The organism is Dyella japonica A8, assembly GCF_000725385.1.
In the GTDB taxonomy this organism is placed as follows: Bacteria; Pseudomonadota; Gammaproteobacteria; order Xanthomonadales; family Rhodanobacteraceae; genus Dyella; species Dyella japonica_C.
In genome coordinates this window covers 1,350,445-1,374,123 of the sequence record NZ_CP008884.1, presented here as the reverse complement: position 1 = coordinate 1,374,123, position 23,679 = coordinate 1,350,445, and the positions used below count along the sequence as shown (strand labels likewise).

Below are 23,679 nucleotides of genomic sequence, written 5' to 3'. Positions count from 1 at the left end.
GCGGAACGCCCGGCAGCCGGCTGGTTAACGTAGGGCCGCCTGCTGCTTTGGGCAGGCCTCCTGCTATAGTTCCGAACCATGAGCGCGTCCGATTCCGTCAAGGCAGACCCCGTGAAACAAGAGCTTGCAGCCCTCGGTGAACAGGTCGACCGACTGCTCGACGCCGTGCGCCGTCTCACCGAAGAAAACCGTAGCCTCCGCCACAGCCAGGAGCAGCTGGCGAGCGAGCGTGCCGGCCTCATGGCACGCAACGAACAGGCGCGCAGCCGCGTCGAGGCAATGATCCAGCGACTGAAGGCGCTTGAGAACAATGGCTGAGACCAACATGGGCACCACTGCCAACGAACCGGTCGCCCTGCGGCTGGTGGACCGTGAATTCCTGATCGCCTGCGCGCCGGAAGAGCGCGACGGCCTGCTGGAATCGGCCGCCTACCTCGACCGCAAGATGCGCGAATTGCGTGCCAACGCGAAGGCGCCGGGCTTCGACCGCCTGGCCGTGCTGGCCGCCATCAGCGTCACGCACGAATTCCTCGCCCTGCGCAAGCAGCACACCGGTTCTGATCAGAGCGTGACCGACGGCATCGCTGCATTGCGACGCAAGCTTGAAGCGGCACTCGACGCCCACATAAAATAGTCCACGGCGTTTTCTGCGGTGTGCGCCAGCACACTCTTACATTTGCCTTGTTCCTAAATACGGCCCCGGGTCGGCTTTTCATCGGTTGTTGTGCATGTCCGCCGCGTGCGGAAAGCCTTGAGACCATGTCGCCCTCCCACCTGATCCATCGTGGATCAAGGTCGTTCGGTGGGCAGCGGCATCGCGGTTAACGCCACCTTTTCCCTACTTGCGGCGCCTACGGGCGCCGCAAGTTCTAGGGGGCTCGCACAGCAGGAGACGCGAACGTGGACGCCAACGCCCAGCGACGCGAGTTACGCCAGCAGCTGGCCACTCAGCGCCGCGCCCTGACACCGGCCCAGCGCATCGCCGCCGCGCAAGGCCTGCGCCGCAGCCTGGAACAGCTCCCCGAGTACCTGACGGACGCCCGTGTAGCCGGCTACTGGGCCTGCGACGGCGAGCTGCCGCTGAACCTGGTGATTCCGCCGCTGGCCACCCGCGGCCAGCAGTTCCTGTTGCCGGTGATCGGCCCCAACCACCAGTTGCGCTTTGCGCCCTGGCAGTCCGGCGAGGACGTTCAGCCCAACCGCTACGGCATCCCCGAACCGGCCCAGCCCCGCGAACTGCTGGAACCTTTCCAGCTCGACCTGGTGCTTGTGCCGCTGACCGCCTTCGACCGACGCGGCAACCGCCTGGGCACGGGCGGCGGCTACTACGACCGGGCGTTCGCCTTCCTCAACGAGCAGGTACGCCCCACCGAGCCACTGCTGGTCGGCATTGCCTATGCGTTCCAGGAGCTGCCCGAGATCGACGACGAACCCTGGGACGTGCCGCTCGATTTCATCGCCACCGATCAGGAACTGATCGACTGCCACGCCACCGGCAAGGACGGAGAAGCCCACGCATGAGCAAGAACACCCAGTATTGGCTGATGAAGTCCGAGCCGGATGCCTTCTCCATCGACGACCTGAAGAAAAAAGGCCAGGAGCACTGGGACGGCGTACGCAACTACCAGGCGCGCAATTTCATGCGCGACGGCATGCGCGTGGGTGACAAGGTGTTCTTCTACCATTCCAACTGCGATCAACCGGGCATCGTCGGCGTGGCCGAAGTCGCCACCGACGCGTACCCCGATCCCAGCCAGTTCGACCCCAAGAGCAAGTACTTCGATGCCGCCAGCTCGCGAGACAACCCGCGCTGGATACTGGTGGACGTGAAGTTCGTGAAGAAGCTCAAGCGCACCATCACGCTCAAGGAACTGCAGGCCGACCCCGCACTCGCCGAGATGGCGCTGGTGCGCAAGGGCAACCGACTCTCCGTCATGCCGGTGGGTGCCGAGGAATGGCGCCACATCCTGGCCATGGAATAACGCTTTCATCCCTTATTGGAACAAACGCCCATGAGCGCCAACGAAAAACGCCAGGCCGGTGAAGCCGCCATCCGCTACGTCGAGGAAGGCGCCATCGTCGGCGTCGGCACCGGCTCCACCGTTGCCTTCTTCATCGATGCCCTCGCCGACCTGAAGGATCGCATCCAGGGGGCCGTGTCCAGCTCGGAGCAGTCCACCGCGCACCTCAAGCGCGTGGGCATTCCCGTGCTCGACCTCAACGCCACGGGCCGCCTCACGCTTTACGTGGATGGCGCCGACGAATGCGACCCGCACAAGCGCCTCATCAAGGGCGGCGGCGCCGCGCTCACGCGCGAGAAGATCATCGCCGAGGCCAGCGACAAGTTCGTCTGCATCATCGATTCGAGCAAGCAGGTGCCCCTGCTGGGCAAGTTTCCGCTGCCCATCGAAGTGATTCCCATGGCGCGCAGCCTGATCGGCCGCGAGATCGTCAAGCGCGGCGGCAACCCGGTGTGGCGCGACGGCGTGGTCACCGACAACGGCAACTGGGTGATCGACGTGCACGGCTGGCAGATCACCGACCCGGTGGCGCTGGAAAACGACCTCAACCAGCTTCCCGGCATCGTCACCGTGGGTCTGTTTGCGCGCCGGCCGGCGGATGTGGTGCTGGTGGGTGATCGCGAGATGTGATCGCTTTGCCGGCCCGGCTGTGCCGAGCATGATGAAACGCCGCCCTCGTGGGCGGCGTTTTGCTTTCAGGGCCATGCCCCGCGCAAACCGCCACGGCCTCGCTTATCCTCGACGCACGACAAGGAGGCGATATGCGGCAGGCACGCTTTGCGCGATGGTCCGTGTTATCCAGAGCCACCACTCTCGTCACCGTCGGGCTGCTATGGGCCCTGCTCCTACCCAGAAGCGCGAATGCGGTGGAACCTGTCCGCGCAGGCCAGGAATCCTCGTTGATCCGCGCGGTCTTTGTCGACGGCCGGCTCTGGCTCCTTTCCGATGCGGGTGAACTGTCCGCCATCGAGCCCTCCGGAAGCGAGCGCGAGCCACAGCATCTTCCCGAACCCGCGCTCGACCTGTGCGTATCCCATGGGCAGCCTCAAGTGGTCACCGGTGAGGAAGCAACCGCATGGACCATTCGAACGCGCGCCGCCAATGGGACATGGGCGACGACCGGCGATGTGCCGCGTCATGATGACCGCCTCATCGCCATGAGGTGCGCGGACAGCGGGATGACGACCCTGCTTTCGCACACACGCTTGATCGAGATGGACGGCCAAGGCCGGACGCGCAGCGTGGACCTTCAAGGGACGCTGCCTCCCGGTATCGTCAGCGCCACGTATGACGATGAAGGCGCACTCTACGTCGCCATCAACGGCGGCGAATGGGGCGGTGGCCTGCAACGCATCGATCGGCTCACGGGCACGGTGACACCTATCGAGCGCAAGGGTGCCGATATCTGCAGCGGACCGCTCAATGGCGCTTGCGATCCCGTCAACGGCATCACCGCCGAACCCTGGAATCCACGATGCCTGGCTGTTGCCGTCGGCCTCGTCCACATGATGGCGCACGGCCGGATCGTCCAGGTATGCGGCAACGACATTCGCGAGCTCTACGCCAAACCCTACGTCAGTGCTTTCGGGGCGGAGTTCTTCAGGAATGCCCCCTCGAAAGAGACGACGCCGTTCTTTGGCCTCATCGCCAGCGGAGGGTCGCTATGGGCTGCCGGCACGGACGGCCTCTATCGCATCGACGCCTCAGGCAAGGCCACCATGCGTCCGCTGCCTGCCTTCAAGACGATCGGGGGGGGGTCGAGGTCAGCTTCGACGATTCGCTGATCATTCTGGTGATGACGAGCGTCAATCAAAGGCATGCGGTGAGTGGGCGGGTGCCGATGTTGGTGACGCGGTGAGGGTGGGCGGCAGGGAATTCGTTTGGGAAGATGTTGGGGAACGATAGAGAGTCTTTCGGCTTTTCCAATCGAGAACAAAAAGCCCGCCAACAAGGCGGGCTCTTTGTGAGGGATCGCAAACGTGCGCGACTAGGATTGTTCGCCCCATCCATGGGGCTCACCCCTCCGCGCTGCGCGCTACGGGGCCAGCGCTGTGCGCTGTCCAAATTCGTTCCAGACGAATTTGTCGAACGAGGCCCGCCTCCTGACCCTCCCAGATCAAAAAACAAAAAGCCGCCACTGAGGCGGGCTTTTTGTTTTTGGCTGGGAGACTAGGATTCGAACCTAGATAAACGGAGTCAGAGTCCGTTGTCCTACCGTTAGACGATCTCCCAAAACCCTGCTGAGCGGTGCGCTCTGACTTGATGCACCGGCCAGTCGAAGCGTGATTAGCGCTTCGAGAACTGGGTAGCGCGGCGGGCCTTGTGGAGACCGACCTTCTTGCGCTCGACCTCGCGGGCGTCGCGGGTCACGAAGCCAGCCTTGCGAGAGCTGGGACTTCAGGTTTTCGTCGTATTCGATCAGGGCGCGGGCGATGCCGAGACGGATCGCGCCGGCCTGGCCGGTGATGCCGCCGCCAGCGACGGTGACGTTCACGTCGAACTTGTCGGTCGCTTCGATCAGCTCGAGCGGCTGACGAACGATCATGCGCGACGTCTCACGACCGAAGAACTGGTCGAGGGTCTTGCCGTTGACGGTGATCGCGCCGGTGCCCTTGCGCAGGAACACGCGAGCAGCGGAGGTCTTGCGGCGGCCGGTGCCGTAGTTCTGCTGGATAGCCATGATGGTTCCTTAGATTTCCAGCGCCTGCGGCTGCTGTGCGGTATGCGGGTGCTCGGCACCGCCGTACACCTTGAGCTTGCGGTACATCGCACGGCCCAGCGGGTTCTTCGGCAGCATGCCCTTGACGGCGATTTCGATGACGCGCTCCGGGTGCGTAGCCAGCATGTCCTTGAGACTCGTGGTCTTCAGGTTGCCGACGTAGCCGGTGAAGCGGTGGTACATCTTGTCGTCCAGCTTGGCACCGGTGACGGCCACCTTCTCGGCGTTGACCACGACGATGTAATCGCCGGTGTCGACGTGCGGGGTGAATTCCGGCTTGTGCTTGCCGCGCAGACGGCGGGCGATCTCGGTCGAGAGACGACCGAGCGTCTTATCGGTGGCGTCGATCACGAACCAATCGCGCTTGACGCTTTCCGGCTTGGCGCTGAACGTTTTCATTTCAGAATACCTGGGCTGCCGCCACATGGGCGGTACACATAATCGGTGGAACAAAGGCGCGAGATGATAACGGAGTTTTCATCAATCGCGCAAGCCCACCGACCGGTGGGATGCGAGCTGGCAATGATAGCATGATCACCATGGCGCTTGAAAAGCCCCCCCACACTCGAAAACAGAAGATAGCCGCCCTCGCCGACCAGTGCGTGCAGTGTGGCCTGTGCCTGCCGACCTGCCCCACCTATGGGCTGGATGGCAACGAAGCGGAGTCCCCGCGCGGTCGCATCGCCATCGCCGCGGCGCTCGCCCGGGGCGATGCCGAGCCCACCGCCGCCCTGCGTATCCATCTGGATCACTGCCTGGGCTGCCTCAACTGCCAGCGCGTGTGCCCGGCCAACGTCAAATACGACGAGCTGCTGGTGGAAACACGCGCCCTGATCGGTCCGGCGCCGGAACGCCCCCGCGCGTTGCTGGCGATGCTCAGGCAGCCGACGCTGCTACGTCTTGCCTCGCGGCTGGCGGACGCCACGGGACTGCAGCGCTGGAAGTCGCGCCTGGCCGACCGCCTGCCGGCAAACTCGGCGTGGCGAGCCGCCCTGGAAACCTGGCCGGACACCGATGATGGTGTCTTGGCAGCAGCCGCCAAGACCAATGATGCCGGGCAAGGTACCGTGGCGATCTTCCCCGGTTGCGTGGCGAGCGTCGAAGACGAGGCGGCAGAGCGTGCAGCCATCGTCTTGCTGCAGGCTGCCGGCTACCGGGTCGCACGCCTCCCTGCCTTCTGCTGCGGCGCCATGGATCTGCATGGCGGTGACATGAGCACCGCCGACCGTTTGGCCGAACGCGTGCGCGAGAGCTGGAAGCAGTCTGGCGCGGATCAACTCATCACCGTCACGCCCGGTTGCCTGGGTACGCTGCGACGCGCATTGCCCGACGTTGCCGTGACCGATCCAGTGGCCTTGCTCGCAGGCCGCATCGACCGGCTGACCTTCCGGCCGCTGGAACGACGCGTTGCGCTGCACCTGCCGTGTACGCAGCTCAACGTGGCGCGCAGCGAATCCGATCTGCAGAAGCTGCTGGCGAAGGTGCCGTCACTGGATGTCGCCGTGGTGCCGCGCCCGCCGCACTGCTGCGGTGCCGCTGGCGTGCACATGCTGGAATTCCCGGAGCGTGCGGCGCGCTTGCGCGATGGCGTACTGGGACAGATCACCACCTTGGCGCCGCAGCAGCTGTTGTCGTCCAATATCGGTTGCCGCCTGCACCTGTCCGCAGGCATGGATGAGCAAGGCCGGCATTGGCCGCACCTGCATCCACTCACGCTGCTGGCACAGCAACTGGAGGTTTCCCCATGAACGCACGCACGCTTTCCCCGCTCGACCGTCTGCTGGCCGGCATTGAGCGCGCGCTGGAAACCGTGTCCGGTGCCCCGGAAGCCGCCCGCCCCTCGCCCGCCGACGCCTTCGACGAAACGGATATGGATGATGCCGAGCGCCGCCACGCCGCCGGGCTCATGCGCATCAACCACACGGGCGAGGTCTGCGCGCAGGCGCTTTACGACGGACAGGCGGCGCTCGCGCGCAATGAAGACACCCGCGAACACTTGCTGCACGCCGCCGCCGAGGAAACCGACCACCTCGCCTGGTGCGCCGACCGCCTGAAGGAGCTGGACAGCCGCCCCAGCCTGTTCAATCCGCTGTGGTATGCGGGCAGCTATGCCATCGGGGCGCTCGCGGCCCTCGCCGGCGATCCGGTGAGCCTGGGTTTCGTGGTGGAAACGGAGCGCCAGGTGGAAGCGCACCTGGAAGAGCACCTCGACAAACTTCCCCCGCAGGATGAGCGCTCGCGTGCTGTGCTGACACAGATGCAGGCGGAGGAGATCCGGCATGCGCATAACGCGCGGGAGCGTGGGGGCATCGATCTGCCGTTTCCGATCCCGGGGGTGATGCATTTGACGTCGATGGTGATGAAGGCCGTGGCGTACAGGGTTTGAGGCTCCGCATCGCCCCCAAGGTTCCCAAGCCCTATGTGCCCCTCACCGTCATTCCCGCGAAAGCGGGAGGTGTCTTTCAACAGCCGAAGGGCTGGTCATCCAGCGCCTTTTAGGGTGCGGCGAAAGACACTGGATTCCCGCTTTCGCGGGAATGACGGTGAGGGATACACGCGCCATCGCAAACGCCAACTCGCCGCCCCATGACTCCAATCTTGCCGCGCAAGCGCGGGAAGGGAGAAAAGAAAAACCCGCCTTTCGGCGGGTTTTTCGTCACATCAGGTTGCGGCCGTGGAACAACTCCTCGATCTCGCGACGCAGCAGCGACTCGATGCGCTGGCGCTCCTTGAACGAAAGGTCGTCGGCATGCGCCTCGAAGAGGTAGGTATCAAGGTCGAAGTCCTTGATGTGCATCTTCGTGTGGAACATGTTTTCCTGATACACGTTCACGTCGAACATCTCGTACTTCTGGCGGATGTGCTTGGCCAGATAGTCCTGCACCGAGTTGATCTTGTGGTCGATGAAGTGCTTCTTGCCCTTCACGTCGCGCGTGAAGCCGCGCACGCGGTAGTCGGCGATAACGATATCCGACTCGAAGCTGTCGATCAGGTAGTTCAGGGCCTTCAGCGGCGAGATGACGCCACAGGTGGCCACGTCGATGTCCGCGCGGAAGGTCGCGATGCCGTTGTGCGGATGCGTTTCCGGGTAGGTATGGACGGTGATGTGGCTCTTGTCCAGGTGCGCGACCACGGCGTCGGAGATGGTGTCGCGGCCCAGCTTCTCCACCACGGGCTCCTCAGAGATGAGGATCGTGACGGAGGCGCCTTGCGGATCGTAGTCCTGGCGTGCAATGTTCAGGATGTTGGCGCCAATGATCTCGGCCACATCCGTCAGGATCTGGGTGAGACGGTCGGCGTCGTACTGCTCATCGATGTATTCGATATAGCGCTGGCGCTGCTCTTCGGACACCGCATAGCAGATGTCGTAGATGTTGAAGCTCAGTGCCTTGGTCAAATTGTTGAAGCCCTGCAGACGCAGGCGCGGAAGCGGTTTCACCACAGCGACTCTCCAGGCCGGGAAGGGGCCATTAGCAGAGGGCGGGTTAGCTACAAGGGTCCCCGCTAGATAATTGAACGTGAAAGCGGGAAGCTTCCACGACCCTTGTGACCGGAGCGCGACAAAGGGATCGCGTCCGAAAGACCGTGAAGTATGCGGCAAAAAAAGGGAAAACTGAACCTTCGGCTGATTAGGTTACTTTGCCATAATGCCCGGAGGGGGGAATGGATCGGACTATCGGGGGACGCTTGCGCCCCCCGTTTGAATCTATGGGATCTAACGTGGCGCAACTCAAATATCAGCTACAACAAGCCTTTGAACGTTCTCAGGCGCCAGCCAACTTTGCGCCGGACCCGGCCTCGATGGAGCGTTTTCTTGCGCTTTGCCATCGCCGGCGCTACCCGGGCAAGACCGCGATCATCCGTCCGGGCGATCCCGCCAATACGCTTTATTACATCGTGGACGGCTCGCTGGCCGTTTGCACCGAAGATGAACAGGGGCGCGAGCTGATCCTGGCTTACCTGAGCCGTGGCCAGTTCATCGGCGAGATGGGCCTGTTCGTCGAGCAGGCCCAGCGCGAATCCATGGTGCGCACCCGCACCGCCTGCGAAATGGCCGAGATCAGCTACGAACGCCTGTTCCAGCTGATGGAAGGCCCGCTGCGCGAGGAATGCCCGAAGATCCTGTTCGCCATCGGCTCCCAGCTGACCCACCGCCTGCTGCGCACCTCGCGCCAGGTCAGCCGCATGGCCTTCATGGACGTCACCAACCGCATCTCCAAGACCCTGCTGGACCTGTGCCAGGAGCCGGATGCGATGACCCATCCGGACGGCACCCAGATCCGCATCTCCCGCCAGGAAGTGAGCCGCATCGTGGGCTGCTCGCGCGAAATGGTGGGCCGCGTGCTCAAGCAGCTCGAGGAGCAGGGCATGATCGACGTGGCGGGCAAGACCATCGTGGTGCGCGGCACGCGCTGAGCCACCCGCCAACGGCAAAAAAAAGCCCGGCTCCGGCCGGGCTTTTTCATGGGCGGGCGCCGCTCAGCCCCCGGCGCCCTGCTGCACGGGCTGGTACACCATGTAGACATCCGCCCGCTCGTAATGCGAGCCGGGGCGCACGGCGGGCTGCATGACGAAGCCCGCCTGCTCGTACATGCGCAGCGCCGTCTTCAGGCGGCTGTTGGATTCCAGGAACAGCTCCTTGCCTCCGCGGCGATGGAACTCGGCAATCGCCGCCGCCAGCAGGCGGCGCCCGGCGCCCATGCCACGGAACGTCTCGTCCACCCCCATCTTGGAAAGCTCGTAGACGCCCGGCGATTCGTGCAGCAACGCACAGGTGCCGATGACCTCGCCGTCCAGGCGGGCGAAGAAGATGGCGCCGCCCGGTGTGAGGACGTAGCGTTCCGGGTCGCCCAGCATCTCCCGGTCGATGTCCTCGATGCGGAAGTGCCGCTCCAGCCATTGCGCATTGAGCCGGTAGAAATGCTCCTTCAGCGCCGGCGCATAGGGCACGACTTCCAGCGACGCCGACGCCAGCACCGCATGCTCGGCGAGCATGGCGTCGACCACCGGGCGCTCCTGCAGCGCGGCTTCCGTGGCCGCCAAGGCGTCCAGCAGCGTCTCCAGGCCCTGTTCGCCCAGCGATTTCACGATGCCCCGGCGTACCGCCACCCAGATCGGCCCCAGCGCGGCGAGGCTGGATCGCCCCTGGTCAGTCAGCGCCAGCAGGCTGCGGCGACCATCCAGGATGTCCTTGTTGCGACAAACCAGGCCCGCGTCCACCAGCTTGTCCGCCAGCTGGCTGACGGCCGAATGGGTCTGCCCGATGGCCTGCGCCACGTCGCTGACGGTGGTTTCGCCGTTCTCCCAGAGGAAGCGCAGCACCGGGAACCAGCGCGATTCCACGCCCGCGCCGCAGGTGCGATAGACCTCGTCCACCGCAGCATAGAAATGGTCGCTGAGCGACTTCAGCCGGCTGCCGAGCGCCAGCTGGGCGAGCGAAGGGAGGTACATCCGACTACCCTCGAACCAATCATGTAAGTGCTAACGTAATTTGACCGCCGAATCCGGACAAGCCTGGACCCCGGCAGCGCCATCTTCCCTGGCGCCGCCCTCCGGCAAGGACATACCCCTCCCGCCCCGTGGTCGCGCACAGGGTGCACTCTCGTGGGGAAAAACCCGGTTAGAACCAGTCGACGCGGGTAATAGTGCGGCCCAGGGCCTTTTCCAGCTTCTTGCAAAGCTTGGGCGTGCCGTTGACCAGCACAGCCTCGGCCGCAGGCTTGAGCATGGGGGCATCGGCCAGTGAGTCGCTATAGGCCACATGCCACTCGCTAACGCCAAAAGCCGCCAGCTGCGCGGGTTTGCGACGGCCCACGTTGTGCAGTTTCACACGCATCCCCAGCGGGCCGGGGCGCAACTGCGAGGCCAGCACGTCGATGCCACCCAGGCCCAGCTGGGCCAGGATGTGGCTGACCAGCACGTGCTCGCAGCCCGTCACCACGATGACGCGGTCGCCCGACGCCTGGTGCCGGCGCAAGGCGTTGAGGCCGTCCCGGCAGAACTGCCTGGGCCGGCGCACCAGGCCCGCGCCGAAGGTTTCGGCCGCGGCCCGGTACCGGTGCTCATTGAGGCCCATCAGGCCCACGTGTACCAAGGCCCGTTCCGCCAGCTTGCGGGAGAACGGCGCCACCAGAAGCATCCACGGCACCGCACACAGCGCGCCCAGCTTGCGCAGCCATGACCGGCGGTAGCGATCGCGCATGAACAGGTAGAAGGCGTCGCCGTGGATCAGCACGCCATCGAAATCGAACAGCACCGTGCGCGGCGCAGCCACGGCCGCTTCTGCCGCTACCGGCTCCAGACTGGTTTCCCCTGTGGTCATGCGTCTACGGCTTCTGCGGTGCTTTTACGTCGTGGCAAACAGGCGCTTCAGCTCCGCGCCAGGGTCGTCGGCGCGCATGAACGCCTCGCCGACCAGGAAGGCATTGATGCCGGCGTCCCGCAGCGTGGCCACGTCGTCAGGCGTGTGGATGCCCGATTCGCTGACCAGGATGCGGTCGTACTCGATCAGCTGCTGCAGCTCCAGCGAGGTGTCCAGCGAGGTGTGGAACGTACGCAGGTTGCGGTTGTTGACGCCAATCAGGGGCACGGGCAGCGCCAGCGCGCGCTCCATCTCCTCCGCGTCATGGACTTCGCACAGCACATCGAGGTCGAGCTCGGCCGCCAGCAACGACAGCTCCAGCAGCGCGGCATCGCCCAGCGCGGCCACGATGAGCAGGATGCAGTCCGCCCCGATCGCGCGCGCCTCGTACACCTGGTACGGGTCGATGACGAAATCCTTGCGCAACACCGGCAACGAACACGCATCGCGCGCCTGTTGCAGGAAATCCTCGCTGCCGTGGAAGAAATCCTTGTCCGTGAGCACCGAAAGGCAGGCTGCCCCGCCTTTCTCATAGCTGCGCGCGATCGCGGCCGGATCGAAATCCGGGCGGATCACGCCCTTGCTTGGGCTGGCGCGCTTCACCTCGGCGATCACGGCGGGCAGGCCGGCATCGATCTTGGCCTCGATGGCGGCGGAAAATCCGCGGGTTTCCGGCAGGTCCGCCACGCGCGCGGAGAGTTCCGCCAGCGGCAGCCTGGCGCTGCGCTCGGCGACTTCTTCGGACTTGCGGCTGAGAATGCGTTGCAGGATGTCGGTCATGGGCAAAGCTTGCGGGGACTGGGGATGAAGACGATGTGAGCGTCAGGCCACGCCCGCGAGTCGTCGCGTGGTGGCTACGAAGGCGTCCATTTTTGCACGTGCTGCGCCGCTGGCAATGGTGGCGCGCGCCAGTTCGATGCCGGCACCGATGGAGTCCACCACGTTGGCGGCGTACAGCGCCGCGCCAGCGTTGAGGCAGACGATGTCGTGCGGCACGCCGCGGCGCCCTTCCAGCGCCTCCAGCAGCATGGCCCGCGACTCTTCGGCGTTTTCCACGCGCAGGTTCCGGCTGGATGCCATGGCCAGGCCGAAGTCCTCCGGCTCCACCTCGTACTCGCGCACTTCGCCGTCACGCAGTTCGCCGACCAGCGTGGCCGCGCCCAGCGAGATCTCGTCCATGCCGTCGCGCCCCCACACCACCAGCGCGTGCTTCGCGCCCAGCTGTTGCAGTACGCGCACCTGGATGCCGACCAGGTCCGGGTGGAACACGCCCATCAGGATGTTCGGCGCGCCGGCCGGGTTGGTCAGCGGCCCGAGGATATTGAACAGCGTGCGCACGCCCATTTCCTTGCGCACCGGCGCCACCACCTTCATCGCGGGATGGTGGTTGGGCGCGAACATGAAGCCGATGCCGACCTCTTCCATGCACTGCGCCACCTGGGCCGGCGGCAGGTCGATCACGGCGCCGAGCGCCTCCAGCACGTCCGCGCTGCCCGACTTGGACGACACGCTGCGACCGCCATGCTTGGCGATGCGCGCGCCGGCCGCGGCGGCCACGAACATGGAGGCGGTGGAGATGTTGAAGCTCGACGCGCCATCGCCGCCGGTGCCCACGATGTCGACGAAGTGCTCGTGCGGTGGCAGCGCCACCTTGGCGGACAGCTCACGCATCACGCGTGCCGCGCCGGTGATCTCGCCCACGGTTTCCTTCTTCACGCGCAGGCCGGTAATGATCGCCGCCGTCATCAGCGGGCTCACTTCGCCGCGCATGATCTGCCGCATCAGCTCGATCATCTCGTCATGGAAGATCTCGCGATGCTCGATGGTGCGCTCGAGCGCTTCCTGCGGCGTGATGGAGACGCGGCGCCCCACGGTCCCGGCGCTGTTCATGCCGCGAGCTTCAGCGGCAGGCCCAGGAAGTTGCGCAACAGGTCGTGGCCGTACTGCGTAAGGATCGACTCCGGGTGAAACTGCACCCCTTCGACCTTCAGCGTCTTGTGGCGCAGGCCCATGATCTCGTCGATGCTGCCATCGGCGTTCTCCGTCCACGCGGTGACCTCGAGGCAATCGGGCAGCGAATCCTGCTCCACCACCAGCGAGTGGTAGCGCGTGGCCTCGAACGGATCAGGCAAGCCGGCGAACACGCCCTGCCCCCGGTGGCGCACCGGCGAGGTCTTGCCGTGCATGATCTGCTTGGCGCGGATCACCTTGCCGCCGAACACCTGGCCGATGGCCTGATGGCCCAGGCACACGCCGAACACCGGGATCTCACCCGCCAGCTCGCGCAGCACGTCCAGTGACACGCCGGCATCGTCCGGTGTGCCCGGGCCCGGCGAAATCATGATGTGGGAAGGTTTCAGCGCCCGGATGCCCGCCACATCCACTGCGTCGTTGCGCACCACTTTCACCGCCTGCCCCAACTCGCCCAGGTACTGCACGAGGTTGAAGGTGAAGCTGTCGTAGTTGTCGATCATCAGGAGCATAAGCGGCCTTACCTGTGAATCTCTTGCCGGGGATAGGTGGCATCCGGCCGGGCTGCCGGAGAAGCCGATTGTAGCGGCCACCGTCGCCGCGATGCAGCATGCCGACAAGAAAGTTCCAAGCACGCAAAGAAGCAAAAAAGCTCACGGATACGTGCGAAAAAGTAACGCCAGCAACCGTCCTGGCTCATGGTACGGCCCCAGGCCACCGGCCCAGCGCCCAGGACCAGCGAATCCAGAGATATCCCCATGCGCCGTGCAGGACGGAAGCGTCCTCACCCGGCTGAATGCCGCGCAGGTCGGCATGTGGGTCGACCGCCACCGACTGGCCTTCGCCGACGACGAGCGCGCGTATCTGCGGGGCGTCGCTCAGCGCTTCAGTCGCCGCGGATCGAGCATCGCGGCCGTCACACCGGCGTCCTGCAGATGGCCGGGCAAAGGACGGCCCAGCACCAGATGAGCGCAGGCCTCGCCCATGGAGGCAGAGGTCTGGATGCCATAACCGCCTTGCGCGGCCACCCAGAAAAAATCCCTCGCATCGGGCGCGAACCCGCCCACCAGATCGCCATCCGCCACAAACGAACGCAAACCCGCCCATGCTCGCGTAGGGCGGCGAATGGTCATCGTGGTGGCCTCTTCGATGCGATGAATGCCGATGGCGATATCGAGCTCCTCCGGCTGCACGTCGTGCGGGACCACTGGGTCCGCATTCGCGGGGCAACCCAGCAGCAGGCCCGCATCCGGCTTGAAGTAGAACGTTTCTTCGACATCGGTGACGAACGGCCAGCGCGAGGTGTCCACACTCGATGGCGGCTCGAACAGGAACGCAGAACGACGCTTCGGCTGGATGCCGATAGGCGCGACACCGGCGAGCGCGGCGACCTGGTCCACCCAGGCACCGGCGGCATTGACCAGCAGGGGCGCGCGGAAGTGCTCACTGCCCGCATCGATGAACCAATGCCCCGGCCCGCGCTCGATCGAACGGATGTCTACACTGAAGCGCAACTGCGCGCCGCTTGCCCGCGCGCCGCGCAGAAAACCCTGGTGCAATTCGTTCACGTCGATATCCGCCGCGCCGGGCTCGACCAGCCCGATCTGCGCAGCCTCCGGGCGCAGTACCGGCACGGTTTCGCGCAACCACGCCGCATCCACGACTCGAAGACCCTGAGTCCGCGCGGCCATCTCCGCGTGCAAGGCGTACACCCGGTCGATCTGCTCGTCCGTACCGATGCTCACCGAGCCACGGGGCGAAAGAAGGGCGTGACCGGCAAACCCTGCGGGTGGACGGTCGAAGAAGCGCCGCGCCGCCCGCGTCAGCGCGCGCACCTGCGCCGAGCCATACGTCTCGGAAAACATCGCTGCCGAACGACCGGTCGAATGCATGCCCGCATGCTCCTCGCGCTCGAGCAGCAGCACGCGCGCATGCGGCGCCAGGAAATGGGCCACAGAGGCACCAGCCATACCCGCCCCGATCACCATGACGTCGGCGTCGTGCAGCTTGCTCATGCGGTTTTGCCCTCCCGGACGGATGGATAGGCCACCCATCGGGTGGCGGTAAGGCCGGCGGCAATATCGCCCAGCCCGGGGCCTCCCCCTACCCGCGAAGCAGGCCTCACGGCTGCCGGCCCAGCGCAGGCAGGTGCCACGACGACTGCAGCCGCACATACTCGCTTCGCGGCAGCAGCACGAAGACGGGCTGCTCGTCCGGCTTCATCCAGGCCAGCAGTTGGCGCATCACGGGCTCGGGCATCGCGGTGCAGCCGGCCGTGGCATCGGTTGGCGATGCCCACAGATGCGCGAAGATGCAGCTGCCGCCACCCGGCTTGCCCTTGGCGTTGTGTTCGATGACGAAGCCGATCTTGTAGCGCTGGTCGCCATGCAGGTGCAGGTCGCGCCGCATGGGTTCGCTCGCGCCATCCACCGCCTTCTCGCCCACCTTCTTCGCATCGACGATCTGGTTGTAGTACGGCGAGCCATCCACGTCGACGCACCAGTCGGTGTCCGTCATGGCCGCATAGGGCATGTGCGTATCGGCACTGGCCGCATAGCCAAAAACTTCGCCGACGCGATAGACGCCCGCCGCGGCGCGACCATCGCCCTCGTGCTTCTGCGGGCCATCTGCCTGTGGCGCATTAAGGCCCATGCCCCAGGCCGAACCGGCGCGCCCCACCGTGACCGCCTGCGCATCCACCACCGGCGTCCAGCTGTCACCGGTGCGCTCGAAGGCGCGCAGCACGCCGTGATCGGTATTCCAGTCGGGCGTGATCACCAGCACCATCTGGCGGGACGATCGCCAGTTGCCGTCGTCATGGGCGGCAAGCGCGGGCGCCACGAAGGTCGCGGCAAGCGCGAGAGCGAGAAGACGACGGAGCGCGAAACGACGGTATGGAGTAGTCATGCGATGCCGTGGATGGGTGGCCGGGACAAAAGTCATTCGGAGTTGCCCTAAGGTTCCAGCATCTGCCGGACGCGTTCGAGATTCCTGAGCAGCTGGCCGTGTCGTTGCTCGTCGCTTTCGCACAGTTGCACGAACACGTTATCGAGCAGGTGCTGCAACGCCGATTGGTAGAGCACCGGCTGGATGTACGGCCGGTCGTCGTGCGCGGACACCAGCAGGGCGATGTCCGCGAGCGCACGCAAGGGGTTGGAGGTATGCCGCGTCACCGAGATCAGCCGGCCGCGGCGCTCGCGGAAGAAGCGGCCGATCTTGCACAGCGCCGGATGATTGCCGTGCTCGGAGAACACCAGCAGCACGTCGCCGGCACCGGCGGCAGACACGCTGGCCGCCATGCGCGCCGCATCGAAGTGGTGCACGACGGCCATGCCAAGCAACGACAGGCGCAGCGCGAAACTGCGCGCATAGATGTCGTCGTCGCCCAGGCCGATCATGAAGACCTTGCCGGTGGCGCCCGCCTTGGCGATGGCTTCCGCCACGGCCCGCAAGGTGTCCGGCGAGTTGATCAGCCGCGTCTCTTCTTCCGCCCCGGACTTGCATCGCCAGAGGTTGCCGGCCGGTTCGCCCACGGCCGCCCGCGCGTGCGGCACGACCTGTTCGGTTTCGCCTTGGTCGGCTCGCGCGATGGCCTCGCCGACGGAATACTTGAGGTCCGGGTAACCCTTGAACCCCAGCTTCTGCGTGAACTTCACCACACTGGACTGGCTGATGCCCAGCGCGTCCGCCAGCTGCTGCGAGGAATAATCACGCAGCAGTTGGGCGTTCTCGAGGATGAAATCGGCGACGCGCCGCTCGACCGCCGACATCTGGTCGCGTTCGGAGCGGATTTTCACCAGGGGTGACATGTCAGCCCGCCAGCTTTTCGAGGCCACGGATTTCCCGGATACCCAGGCCCGGCGCGTCGGTGACGGAGATCTCCGACTCGTTGAAGACCACGCCGCCGTTGACCGGGTCATACTGGCACAGCGACGGGCCGTCCAGATCCACCTTGGTGATCACCGCCGACTTGGCCACTGCCACATGCACGGCCGCCGCCACGCTGATGCTGGTTTCCAGCATGCAGCCGATCATGCACTCTACCCCGTACATGCCGGCGATGTCGGCGATGCGAATGGCGTTGGAGATGCCGCCGGTCTTCATCAGCTTGATGTTGATGATGTCCGCCGCGCGCATCTGGATCAGGTCGATCACTTCCATCGGGCCGAACACGCTTTCGTCGGCCATGATGGGCGTGTGCACGCGTTCGGTGACATAGCGCATGCCCTCCAGGTCGCGCGCCTTCACCGGCTGCTCCACCAGTTCCAGCCGCACGCCGGCGTCCTCCAGCGTCTGCAGCGCGTAGACGGCCTGTTTGGCGGTCCAGCCCTGGTTGGCGTCCAGGCGCAGCAGCGCGCGGTTTTCCACCGCCGCGTAGATCGCCTTGACACGCTCGATGTCCACGCCAATGTCCTTGCCCACCTTGATCTTGAGCGACTCGAAGCCGCGCTCCACCGCGCTGATGGAATCAGCCACCATCTTGTCGATGTAGTCGACGCTGATGGTGATGTCGGTGGTGATCACCGGGTCGCCGCCACCGAGCAACTTGTACAGCGGTGCGTTGTAGAGCTGCCCCCACAGGTCGTAGACGGCGATTTCCACCGCCGCCTTGGCGCTGGTGTTCTTCTCCATCGAGCCCTGGATCAGTTGGGTGAGGCGATTGAGGTCGGCGATGTCCTCGCCGATCAGGCGCGGCGCGATGTAATGACGGATCGCATCGATGATCGAGCCGTGCGTGTCACCCGTGATCACCGCGGTCGCCGGTGCCTCGCCATGGCCGACGTGGCCGGTGTCGGTGCGCACCATCACCACGATGTCCTCGACCTGGTTGACCGTGCGCAGCGCCGTCTTGAACGGCGTCTTCAACGGTACCCTCAGCATGCCGAACTGGATGTCCGTGATCTTCATGGGACTTGAAACACTTCCTGTCGTCGATGGGGATGCGATGGCATTCACGGGCGCACGTGCACGATGCTGGTCATGCGGTCGACGTAGCTGTGCGTGTCGTCGTACATCAGTGGCAGCAACGGCGTCACCGACACTTCGTTGAGCTTGACGCGGCGCATGCCGCCCCTGCCATCGCGATAGGCGATGCCACTGGTGTCGTGGATGACGTAGGGCGCGCCATTGAGCTTGCCGACCACCATCATCACGTGGCCGGGGATGTAGACGAGATCACCCACGTTCAGCGCCATCGCCGCCTGCATGCGCGCGTCGTGGCTGTCCTTGTCGCTAAAAGCCTGGTGCGTAAAGCCCGGGCTGGTCGCCTGCTTGCTGGTGTTGCGCGGCATCTCCACACCCAAGCTGCGATAGACGTCCGAAACGAAGCCGCTGCAGTCGCGGCCATCGTAATCGTGGCCCCAACCGTAACGTTCGCCGAGAAACTTGAATGCTTGCCGGAGAATGTTGGCTTCCGTCAGCGGCAGGTAGTCGTCCTGCGTATCGGCGATGCGCTGGATCAAGGCAGGCGAGAAGGCGAGCTTGCCGTCTGCCTGGCGGATGGGCAGATCCACCACGTACGAGGTGTACGGCGATTGGCCATTCACCGGCTGGTCGGCGGGAAGATCGGACAACACCGGCAGGGCGATGCCCATGTCCAGCTGCAACTGCGACACGGCCGGCTGCTCCGGCGTGAATACGCTGCGCACCGTGCCACCAGTGATAACGCGATGCGGCCTGCGGCCGGCATACGACAGCACCTCGGCAGCCGCCCCTTCGGCCACGTTCTCGCGGTGCGTCCACGCGGCATAGCGCGGGCTCACCACGAACAGCCAGCGGCCGTCGCGGCTGGCGTGCGCGATCAGCACCGGCGTGCCCGGAAATTCCGCGCTTTCCTGGAAGCGGTCGATATCGGTGTCGTCGGTCGAGGTGAACACCCGTGTGTCGGTCGGGAAGGTGCGCAACGCGGCACGCTGAACCACCATGCCGTAGCGAGCCGGTTGTTGCGCCGGCACCGCGTCCAGCGCCAGTGCGGCTGCCAGTTGCCCGCGCAAGCTGTCGGGCACGGCCTGCCCCTTGGCGTCGTAGAGCTTGCGCGTGGGGTATTGCGACAGGTCGCTGATCCAGCCGGTCACCATCGCGCGGTCGATCTGCGCGGGCAACGCCCGGAGGTCGTGCATGGACGGATCGGCCTTGAAAAGGTTTGCGTTTTGCGCGGTGATCTCGCTGGCGTCGAGCAGCACGCGGCCGGGCTGGGCGGACTGCTTGATCCAGAAGTCCGGTCCGAGCATCGCGTTGTTGGAGATACCGATGACACCGGACGGCGGCACGGGGACCGGATCGGGCCCCTTGTCCGCCAGCACAGGTGCGGCCGCGAGGGCGGCGATCAGACATAACGTCAGGCGAGGCATGGGTCGCATGATGATTCCTAAGCAGCAATGGCCAGCGACGACATCACCGACGCCACCAACAGGCCGAACCCGGTACCGAGGATGTAGCCGAGCAAGGCCAGCAGGATGCCCACCGGCACCAGCGAGCGCGAATAGCTGGCCGCGAGTATCGGCGTGGCGGCCACGCCGCCGATGCAGGCCAGCGAGGAGATGCCGCACAGGTAGAGATCGAAGTGGAACACGCGCGCGGCACCAGCCAACAGCACGGCATGGATGGCGATGATGCAGATGCCGCACACGATGTAGAGCGGCGCCGAGCCGATGCCGTCGAAGTTGCTCTGCGAGGCGAGGATGGCCACCACGCTGATCAGCATCGCGCTGGAAATGGTGCTGGCCCCGGCGAAGCGCGCCAGCGGCGTGTGTGCCGCGACCAGGCCCAGCGTCGTCGCCAGCATGATGGCCCAGGTGGTGGACGACACCATGTCGGACGTGGGCAGGCGATCGGCCAGCCAGGCCGAGAAGGCCGCCGCCATCAGCGCCATGCCCAGCCACAGCAGCACGTTGTCGGGCGTGGTAGGGCCGTGGCTGCGGGTTTCCTCCACCACCATGTCCCCGCTCGAGCGGGCGCCCGCCCAACGGTTGAACTGCGTGGCGACGCGGCCCAGGCCGAACAGCACCACCACCCACATCGAATAGCACAGCGCATCGGTCAGCAGGGAGAACGCCAGCAGCTTGTCCGGCATGCCGATGGCCTGCTTCACCGCCACCATGTTCGCCGTGCCGCCGATCCAGCTGCCGGACAGTGCGGCCAACGGCTGCCAGGCATTGCCCGGCAGCCAGTGCCGGAACACCAGGAAGGTGCCGACGAACGCCACGAACAGGCAGACCATGGTCGCGAAGAACACGGCCAGGACGCGCGGCCCCAATCGATAGATGGCCCGCAAGTCGCAGTTGATCATCAGCAGGAACAGCAGCGCCGGCACCAGGTGCTCGATCAGCATGGTCTGCGCGCCGCGGATTTCCTCATTGACCTGCCACAGCCCGGTGACCGCCAGGGCGGTGACGAGCAGGTAGGTCAGCACGATGGGCGGGAGGACTTCGAAGAATCGCCAGTGGAAGCGGCGCTCCAGCGCGGGAAACAAGCCCGCTGCGAGCAACATGACAGCGAGATAAGGCCAGGCCGTGTGGATCATGCGTCCCCTCTGACTCCCCGTTCGCATTCGTCGCTGAAATAGCTTGGAATATTTGATTCAGGCAATGTTTTATCGGAGCATAAATTATTGACCGGCGATTGCAAGCGTGCTACATCACCCCTTGCCATGGCTTACCGGGGAGTGGGAAGTGCGGACGGCCCGACGCTTTTCATTCCTGCGCCTTCACCGCACCCTGCCGGCCGCGCTGGTCCTTGCCTGCCTGTCCGGGGCCGCCGTTGCCACGGCCCCGCCAGACTCGCCCGTGCAGCATGCCATCACCCTGGTCGACGCAGGGCAGTTCGCATCGGCGGAAACCGACATCGCCAAGGCGCTGGCCCAGCCCGGGCTTCCGCCGGACGCACGCGACGCCCTGTTGTTCCAGCGCGAACGCATGCGTCGCATCCTGCTCGATTTCACGCTCGACGCCGACGCTGCCAAGGCAGGCGTGCGCAAACAGATTCCCGACCTCACTGAGGCGGAGTTCGCCCGCTGGGACCGGCAAGGCCTGATCGAGCATCAGGTGATCGACGGCCGCACGCTCTACTTCAAACGGGCGCCGAACAACCTGTTCCTGCTCAGCAAGGAAGCGGCCGCGCGGCGAATGCAGCCGTCGCCATCCGGCGACAGCCCGATGCAATCGATCAACGACCACCATCGCGCCACGCGACGCGACGCGCTGGCCATGCATCGAAGCGAGGTCACGCCCAACCACGTGCGCGTCACCGAGACCGTGACCGTCCGTGCCGACGCCGTGCCCGCGGGTGAAACCATCCGGGCGTGGCTGCCCTTTCCGCGCGAACTGCCCGGGCAGCAACAGGACGTGACGCTCGTGGACAGCCAGCCCACGGGAGCGCGGTTGGCACCTGCCGACACCCTGCAGCGCACGGCCTACCTGGAGAAGAAGGCCGAAGCCGGCAAGCCCACCACCTTCGCCGTCAGCTATGAACTGACCATCTACGCGCAGTACCACGAGATCGACGCCGCGAAGGTGGTGCCTGCGACGATCACGCCCGAGCTCGCGCCTTTCGTCGCCGAGCGCGCGCCGCATATCGTGTTCACCGACGACCTGCGCGCGTTTTCGCGCAAGGCGGTCGGCGACGAGAAGAACCCGTACCGCATCGCACAGAAGCTCTTCGCTGCGGTCGATGAGATTCCCTGGGCCGGCGCCCGCGAATACTCGACCATCAGCAACCTCAGCGACTACACGCTGCACGCCGGCCATGGCGACTGCGGCGAACAGACCATGCTGCTGATCGCGCTGCTGCGCCTCAACGGTATCCCCGCGCGCTGGCAGTCCGGCTGGATCTTCTCCGATGGCGAGTACAACAACATCCACGACTGGGGCCAGCTCTACCTCGCGCCCTACGGCTGGGTACCCATGGACGTGACCTTCGGCCAGCTCCATCCGGCCCCGGGGGACGACCCCGCCCTGCGGTGGTTCTACCTCGGCGGGCTGGACGCGTACCGCATCGCCTTCAACAGCGACTTCAGCCAGCCTTTTGTGCCGCTCAAGCAGTTCTTCCGCTCCGAGACGGTGGATTCGCAGCGTGGCGAACTGGAGTGGCGCGGCGGCAATGTGTATTTCGACCAGTGGGACTACGATTTCACATGGCAGCTCCTGCCCACGCCCCAACGAGCCGGGAAGTAGCGGGCCTCGCAACGACAAAGGCGACATCAGGGGGGCGATGGCCGATGGCACTTGTTTGCAGGACCCACCCGCGGATGCGCCACGCCCAAGCCTGTACGATGCCTGGCACGACATCGCATCGACAGTCGGGCAACGCGCTCGATGACGGCATGCGGCAATACCAGCGTTTCAAAGACAGGGTCGCCGGCAAACAGCCGGCCCGAACATGGGGAGACGGCATGAAGACTTTCGGTCTACTGGGCAGCGGCATCGCACTCGCATTCGCGCTTGGCAGTCCTGCGGCCAGCGCGCAGCAGGATCCGCCGATCACGCTGGACACGCATGTGGATATTCCCTTCGCCTATATGCGCGAGCCACGCTTCGACTTCGGCAAGCAGACGCCGCTGCAGGTGGACCTGGACAAGATGCGACGCGGCGGCCTCGACGCCGTGTTCTTCATCGTCTACGTGGACCAGGGGCCGCTGACGCCCGAAGGCTGGGCGCATGCCGTGGCGCAGGCGAAACAGAAGTACGACGACATCGACCTGATGGTGAAGACCTATCCCGACCAGATCCGCCTGGCCACCACGTCCGACCAGGTGCTGGCCAACAAGAAGGCGGGGCGGCTGTCCGCGATGATCGGCGTGGAGAACGGCTATTCGCTGGGCCACGACATCAAGAACCTCGATATCGCCTACAAGCACGGTGCGCGCTATGTCGGCCTTGCCCATATGGGCAACAACGACCTGTGCAGCAGTTCCACGCCGGAAGCGGCCCTGGGCGACACGCCGCTGCCGGAGTACAGCATCACCGAGTTCGGCCGCAGCGTGGTCAAGCGCGCCAATCAGCTGGGCATCATGGTGGATGTCTCGCACTCCTCCGACGCCTGCGTGCGCGAGGTGCTCGCGCTATCCACCTCGCCGGTGATTGCATCGCATTCTTCATCGCGTGCGCTCGATGCCCATCCGCGCAACCTTTCCGATGAGCTGCTGCGCGCCATCGCCGCCAAGGGTGGCGTGATCCAGGCGGTGGCCGTGCAGGATTTCATCCGGCTCGACCCGGCGCGCGAGCTTGCCATCAAGGCCCTGCAGGCGCAGGTGGCGAAGCAGGCCGGGGACAAGAGCTTCGACAGTGAGAAACACGAGTACCTGCCGGCCTATGTCGAAGGCATGAAACGGATCGATGCGGCGCTTCCTCCGCCCAACGTGGACGACTTCGTCGCGCACATCAAGCATATGGTCGAGGTTGCCGGCATCGACCACGTCGGCATCGCCTCGGATTTCGATGGCGGCGGCGGTATCGCCGGCTGGAGCGACACCAGCCAGACGCGCAACCTCACGGCCGCGCTGCGCCGTGCCGGTTTCAGCGAGGCGGACATCGCCAAGATCTGGGGCGGCAACCTGCTGCGCGTCTGGGGCGAGGTAACCCAACGCGCCACGGCGAACCGTGCAGGCTGAG

General features: G+C 65.3%; 24 protein-coding genes, 1 tRNA gene, 1 other RNA gene and 1 pseudogene. 12 read left to right on the top strand and 15 right to left on the bottom strand.

Translation table 11 applies throughout. From position 1 onward, the window contains the following. The first annotated feature begins 78 nt into the window (after window positions 1–78). The 7 genes from HY57_RS05650 to HY57_RS05625 all read left to right on the top strand — a co-directional run bounded on the left by HY57_RS05650 (window position 79) and on the right by HY57_RS05625 (window position 3,805). Window positions 79–318 carry a TIGR02449 family protein gene (locus tag HY57_RS05650; protein WP_019463930.1) on the top strand — a complete coding sequence of 80 codons (240 nt, stop codon included), beginning with the start codon at window positions 79–81 and terminating at the stop codon, window positions 316–318. Beyond that, the gene (locus HY57_RS05645; protein WP_019463929.1) at window positions 311–634 is read left to right on the top strand and encodes a cell division protein ZapA; all 324 of its coding nucleotides are present in this window, start codon (window positions 311–313) and stop codon (window positions 632–634) included. The genes HY57_RS05650 and HY57_RS05645 overlap by 8 nt, the downstream gene beginning before the upstream one ends. A gap of 7 nt (window positions 635–641) precedes the next feature. Further along, window positions 642–828, top strand: a non-coding RNA gene (gene ssrS, locus HY57_RS21135) — 6S RNA. 72 nt (window positions 829–900) lie between these two features. After that, window positions 901–1,521, top strand: coding sequence for a 5-formyltetrahydrofolate cyclo-ligase (locus HY57_RS05640; protein ID WP_019463928.1), 621 nt, complete (start codon window positions 901–903; stop codon window positions 1,519–1,521). Further along, entirely contained in the window at window positions 1,518–1,982 is a 465-nt protein-coding gene (locus HY57_RS05635; protein ID WP_019463927.1) for an EVE domain-containing protein, read from the top strand. Before HY57_RS05640 ends, HY57_RS05635 begins: the two co-directional genes overlap by 4 nt. A 30-nt stretch (window positions 1,983–2,012) precedes the next feature. Further along, the gene (gene rpiA / locus HY57_RS05630) at window positions 2,013–2,651 is read left to right on the top strand and encodes a ribose-5-phosphate isomerase RpiA (protein ID WP_019463926.1); all 639 of its coding nucleotides are present in this window, start codon (window positions 2,013–2,015) and stop codon (window positions 2,649–2,651) included. A gap of 269 nt (window positions 2,652–2,920) precedes the next feature. Next, window positions 2,921–3,805: a hypothetical protein gene (locus HY57_RS05625; protein ID WP_144240778.1), complete on the top strand. Its 885-nt coding sequence runs from the start codon at window positions 2,921–2,923 to the stop codon at window positions 3,803–3,805. A gap of 374 nt (window positions 3,806–4,179) precedes the next feature. Here HY57_RS05625 and HY57_RS05620 read toward each other — a convergent pair. From HY57_RS05620 to rplM, 3 genes and pseudogenes are all read right to left on the bottom strand, one after another. Beyond that, window positions 4,180–4,253, bottom strand: a tRNA-Gln gene (locus tag HY57_RS05620). A gap of 54 nt (window positions 4,254–4,307) precedes the next feature. Then, window positions 4,308–4,701, bottom strand: a pseudogene (rpsI, locus tag HY57_RS05615) (30S ribosomal protein S9). Between the two features lie 9 nt (window positions 4,702–4,710). Further along, a complete protein-coding gene (rplM, locus tag HY57_RS05610; protein ID WP_019463923.1) occupies window positions 4,711–5,139 on the bottom strand; it encodes a 50S ribosomal protein L13 in 429 nt (142 codons plus the stop codon). A 140-nt stretch (window positions 5,140–5,279) separates the two neighbouring features. Here rplM and HY57_RS05605 point away from each other — a divergent pair, with 140 nt between their 5' ends. Continuing rightward, the gene (locus tag HY57_RS05605) at window positions 5,280–6,488 is read left to right on the top strand and encodes a (Fe-S)-binding protein (protein ID WP_235186620.1); all 1,209 of its coding nucleotides are present in this window, start codon (window positions 5,280–5,282) and stop codon (window positions 6,486–6,488) included. After that, complete coding sequence (coq7, locus tag HY57_RS05600) at window positions 6,485–7,126, top strand: 2-polyprenyl-3-methyl-6-methoxy-1,4-benzoquinone monooxygenase (RefSeq protein ID WP_019463921.1); 642 nt, start codon at window positions 6,485–6,487, stop codon at window positions 7,124–7,126. The genes HY57_RS05605 and coq7 overlap by 4 nt, the downstream gene beginning before the upstream one ends. Before the next feature lie 270 nt (window positions 7,127–7,396). On the opposite strand, the gene speD is transcribed toward coq7, so the two are convergent. Beyond that, complete coding sequence (speD, locus tag HY57_RS05595; protein WP_019465856.1) at window positions 7,397–8,182, bottom strand: adenosylmethionine decarboxylase; 786 nt, start codon at window positions 8,180–8,182, stop codon at window positions 7,397–7,399. Between the two features lie 266 nt (window positions 8,183–8,448). Here speD and crp point away from each other — a divergent pair, with 266 nt between their 5' ends. After that, window positions 8,449–9,156, top strand: coding sequence for a cAMP-activated global transcriptional regulator CRP (gene crp, locus HY57_RS05590; protein ID WP_192813455.1), 708 nt, complete (start codon window positions 8,449–8,451; stop codon window positions 9,154–9,156). Between the two features lie 63 nt (window positions 9,157–9,219). Here the strand turns inward: crp and HY57_RS05585 are convergent, their stop codons facing one another. The 11 genes from HY57_RS05585 to HY57_RS05535 form a co-directional block, all read right to left on the bottom strand. Further along, entirely contained in the window at window positions 9,220–10,191 is a 972-nt protein-coding gene (locus HY57_RS05585) for a bifunctional helix-turn-helix transcriptional regulator/GNAT family N-acetyltransferase (protein WP_019465854.1), read from the bottom strand. Between the two features lie 169 nt (window positions 10,192–10,360). Beyond that, complete coding sequence (locus HY57_RS05580) at window positions 10,361–11,062, bottom strand: HAD family hydrolase (protein ID WP_038579425.1); 702 nt, start codon at window positions 11,060–11,062, stop codon at window positions 10,361–10,363. Window positions 11,063–11,086: 24 nt separating this feature from the next. Further along, the gene (trpC, locus tag HY57_RS05575) at window positions 11,087–11,881 is read right to left on the bottom strand and encodes an indole-3-glycerol phosphate synthase TrpC (RefSeq protein WP_019465852.1); all 795 of its coding nucleotides are present in this window, start codon (window positions 11,879–11,881) and stop codon (window positions 11,087–11,089) included. Between the two features lie 42 nt (window positions 11,882–11,923). Then, entirely contained in the window at window positions 11,924–12,991 is a 1,068-nt protein-coding gene (gene trpD / locus HY57_RS05570; RefSeq protein ID WP_019465851.1) for an anthranilate phosphoribosyltransferase, read from the bottom strand. Continuing rightward, the gene (locus tag HY57_RS05565) at window positions 12,988–13,584 is read right to left on the bottom strand and encodes an anthranilate synthase component II (protein WP_019465850.1); all 597 of its coding nucleotides are present in this window, start codon (window positions 13,582–13,584) and stop codon (window positions 12,988–12,990) included. Before HY57_RS05565 ends, trpD begins: the two co-directional genes overlap by 4 nt. Before the next feature lie 366 nt (window positions 13,585–13,950). After that, the gene (locus HY57_RS05560) at window positions 13,951–15,087 is read right to left on the bottom strand and encodes an NAD(P)/FAD-dependent oxidoreductase (RefSeq protein WP_019465849.1); all 1,137 of its coding nucleotides are present in this window, start codon (window positions 15,085–15,087) and stop codon (window positions 13,951–13,953) included. Window positions 15,088–15,193: 106 nt separating this feature from the next. Continuing rightward, entirely contained in the window at window positions 15,194–15,979 is a 786-nt protein-coding gene (locus HY57_RS05555) for a L,D-transpeptidase family protein (protein ID WP_026034025.1), read from the bottom strand. 47 nt (window positions 15,980–16,026) lie between these two features. Further along, window positions 16,027–16,881: a MurR/RpiR family transcriptional regulator gene (locus HY57_RS05550; RefSeq protein WP_019465847.1), complete on the bottom strand. Its 855-nt coding sequence runs from the start codon at window positions 16,879–16,881 to the stop codon at window positions 16,027–16,029. 1 nt (window position 16,882) lies between these two features. After that, window positions 16,883–17,980 (bottom strand): dipeptide epimerase, encoded by a 1,098-nt coding sequence (locus HY57_RS05545; RefSeq protein WP_019465846.1) that lies wholly within the window; start codon window positions 17,978–17,980, stop codon window positions 16,883–16,885. Window positions 17,981–18,024: 44 nt separating this feature from the next. After that, window positions 18,025–19,422, bottom strand: a complete 1,398-nt coding sequence (locus HY57_RS05540; protein ID WP_019465845.1) for an SH3 domain-containing protein — start codon at window positions 19,420–19,422, stop codon at window positions 18,025–18,027. 17 nt (window positions 19,423–19,439) lie between these two features. Further along, entirely contained in the window at window positions 19,440–20,594 is a 1,155-nt protein-coding gene (locus tag HY57_RS05535; RefSeq protein ID WP_019465844.1) for a DUF819 domain-containing protein, read from the bottom strand. Window positions 20,595–20,742: 148 nt separating this feature from the next. On the opposite strand from HY57_RS05535, the gene HY57_RS05530 reads away from it, so the two are divergent. Together HY57_RS05530 and HY57_RS05525 are read left to right on the top strand one after the other, a co-directional pair. Next, window positions 20,743–22,242, top strand: coding sequence for a transglutaminase-like domain-containing protein (locus HY57_RS05530; protein ID WP_019465843.1), 1,500 nt, complete (start codon window positions 20,743–20,745; stop codon window positions 22,240–22,242). A gap of 218 nt (window positions 22,243–22,460) precedes the next feature. Beyond that, window positions 22,461–23,678 carry a dipeptidase gene (locus HY57_RS05525; RefSeq protein WP_019465842.1) on the top strand — a complete coding sequence of 406 codons (1,218 nt, stop codon included), beginning with the start codon at window positions 22,461–22,463 and terminating at the stop codon, window positions 23,676–23,678. Window position 23,679 lies beyond the last annotated feature (1 nt).

What these genes read in the sequence shown, in the direction of transcription:
- HY57_RS05585 (WP_019465854.1), bottom strand. Translation starts at nt 10,191, where the DNA reads ATGTACCTCCCTTCGCTCGCCCAGCTGGCGCTCGGCAGCCGGCTGAAG.
- coq7 (WP_019463921.1), top strand. Translation starts at nt 6,485, where the DNA reads ATGAACGCACGCACGCTTTCCCCGCTCGACCGTCTGCTGGCCGGCATT.
- HY57_RS05645 (WP_019463929.1), top strand. Translation starts at nt 311, where the DNA reads ATGGCTGAGACCAACATGGGCACCACTGCCAACGAACCGGTCGCCCTG.
- HY57_RS05540 (WP_019465845.1), bottom strand. Translation starts at nt 19,422, where the DNA reads ATGCCTCGCCTGACGTTATGTCTGATCGCCGCCCTCGCGGCCGCACCT.
- trpD (WP_019465851.1), bottom strand. Translation starts at nt 12,991, where the DNA reads ATGAACAGCGCCGGGACCGTGGGGCGCCGCGTCTCCATCACGCCGCAG.
- HY57_RS05535 (WP_019465844.1), bottom strand. Translation starts at nt 20,594, where the DNA reads ATGATCCACACGGCCTGGCCTTATCTCGCTGTCATGTTGCTCGCAGCG.
- HY57_RS05550 (WP_019465847.1), bottom strand. Translation starts at nt 16,881, where the DNA reads ATGTCACCCCTGGTGAAAATCCGCTCCGAACGCGACCAGATGTCGGCG.
- HY57_RS05650 (WP_019463930.1), top strand. Translation starts at nt 79, where the DNA reads ATGAGCGCGTCCGATTCCGTCAAGGCAGACCCCGTGAAACAAGAGCTT.
- HY57_RS05555 (WP_026034025.1), bottom strand. Translation starts at nt 15,979, where the DNA reads ATGACTACTCCATACCGTCGTTTCGCGCTCCGTCGTCTTCTCGCTCTC.
- crp (WP_192813455.1), top strand. Translation starts at nt 8,449, where the DNA reads ATGGGATCTAACGTGGCGCAACTCAAATATCAGCTACAACAAGCCTTT.
- HY57_RS05605 (WP_235186620.1), top strand. Translation starts at nt 5,280, where the DNA reads ATGGCGCTTGAAAAGCCCCCCCACACTCGAAAACAGAAGATAGCCGCC.
- HY57_RS05580 (WP_038579425.1), bottom strand. Translation starts at nt 11,062, where the DNA reads ATGACCACAGGGGAAACCAGTCTGGAGCCGGTAGCGGCAGAAGCGGCC.
- rpiA (WP_019463926.1), top strand. Translation starts at nt 2,013, where the DNA reads ATGAGCGCCAACGAAAAACGCCAGGCCGGTGAAGCCGCCATCCGCTAC.
- HY57_RS05565 (WP_019465850.1), bottom strand. Translation starts at nt 13,584, where the DNA reads ATGCTCCTGATGATCGACAACTACGACAGCTTCACCTTCAACCTCGTG.
- HY57_RS05545 (WP_019465846.1), bottom strand. Translation starts at nt 17,980, where the DNA reads ATGAAGATCACGGACATCCAGTTCGGCATGCTGAGGGTACCGTTGAAG.
- HY57_RS05525 (WP_019465842.1), top strand. Translation starts at nt 22,461, where the DNA reads ATGAAGACTTTCGGTCTACTGGGCAGCGGCATCGCACTCGCATTCGCG.
- trpC (WP_019465852.1), bottom strand. Translation starts at nt 11,881, where the DNA reads ATGACCGACATCCTGCAACGCATTCTCAGCCGCAAGTCCGAAGAAGTC.
- HY57_RS05635 (WP_019463927.1), top strand. Translation starts at nt 1,518, where the DNA reads ATGAGCAAGAACACCCAGTATTGGCTGATGAAGTCCGAGCCGGATGCC.
- HY57_RS05560 (WP_019465849.1), bottom strand. Translation starts at nt 15,087, where the DNA reads ATGAGCAAGCTGCACGACGCCGACGTCATGGTGATCGGGGCGGGTATG.
- rplM (WP_019463923.1), bottom strand. Translation starts at nt 5,139, where the DNA reads ATGAAAACGTTCAGCGCCAAGCCGGAAAGCGTCAAGCGCGATTGGTTC.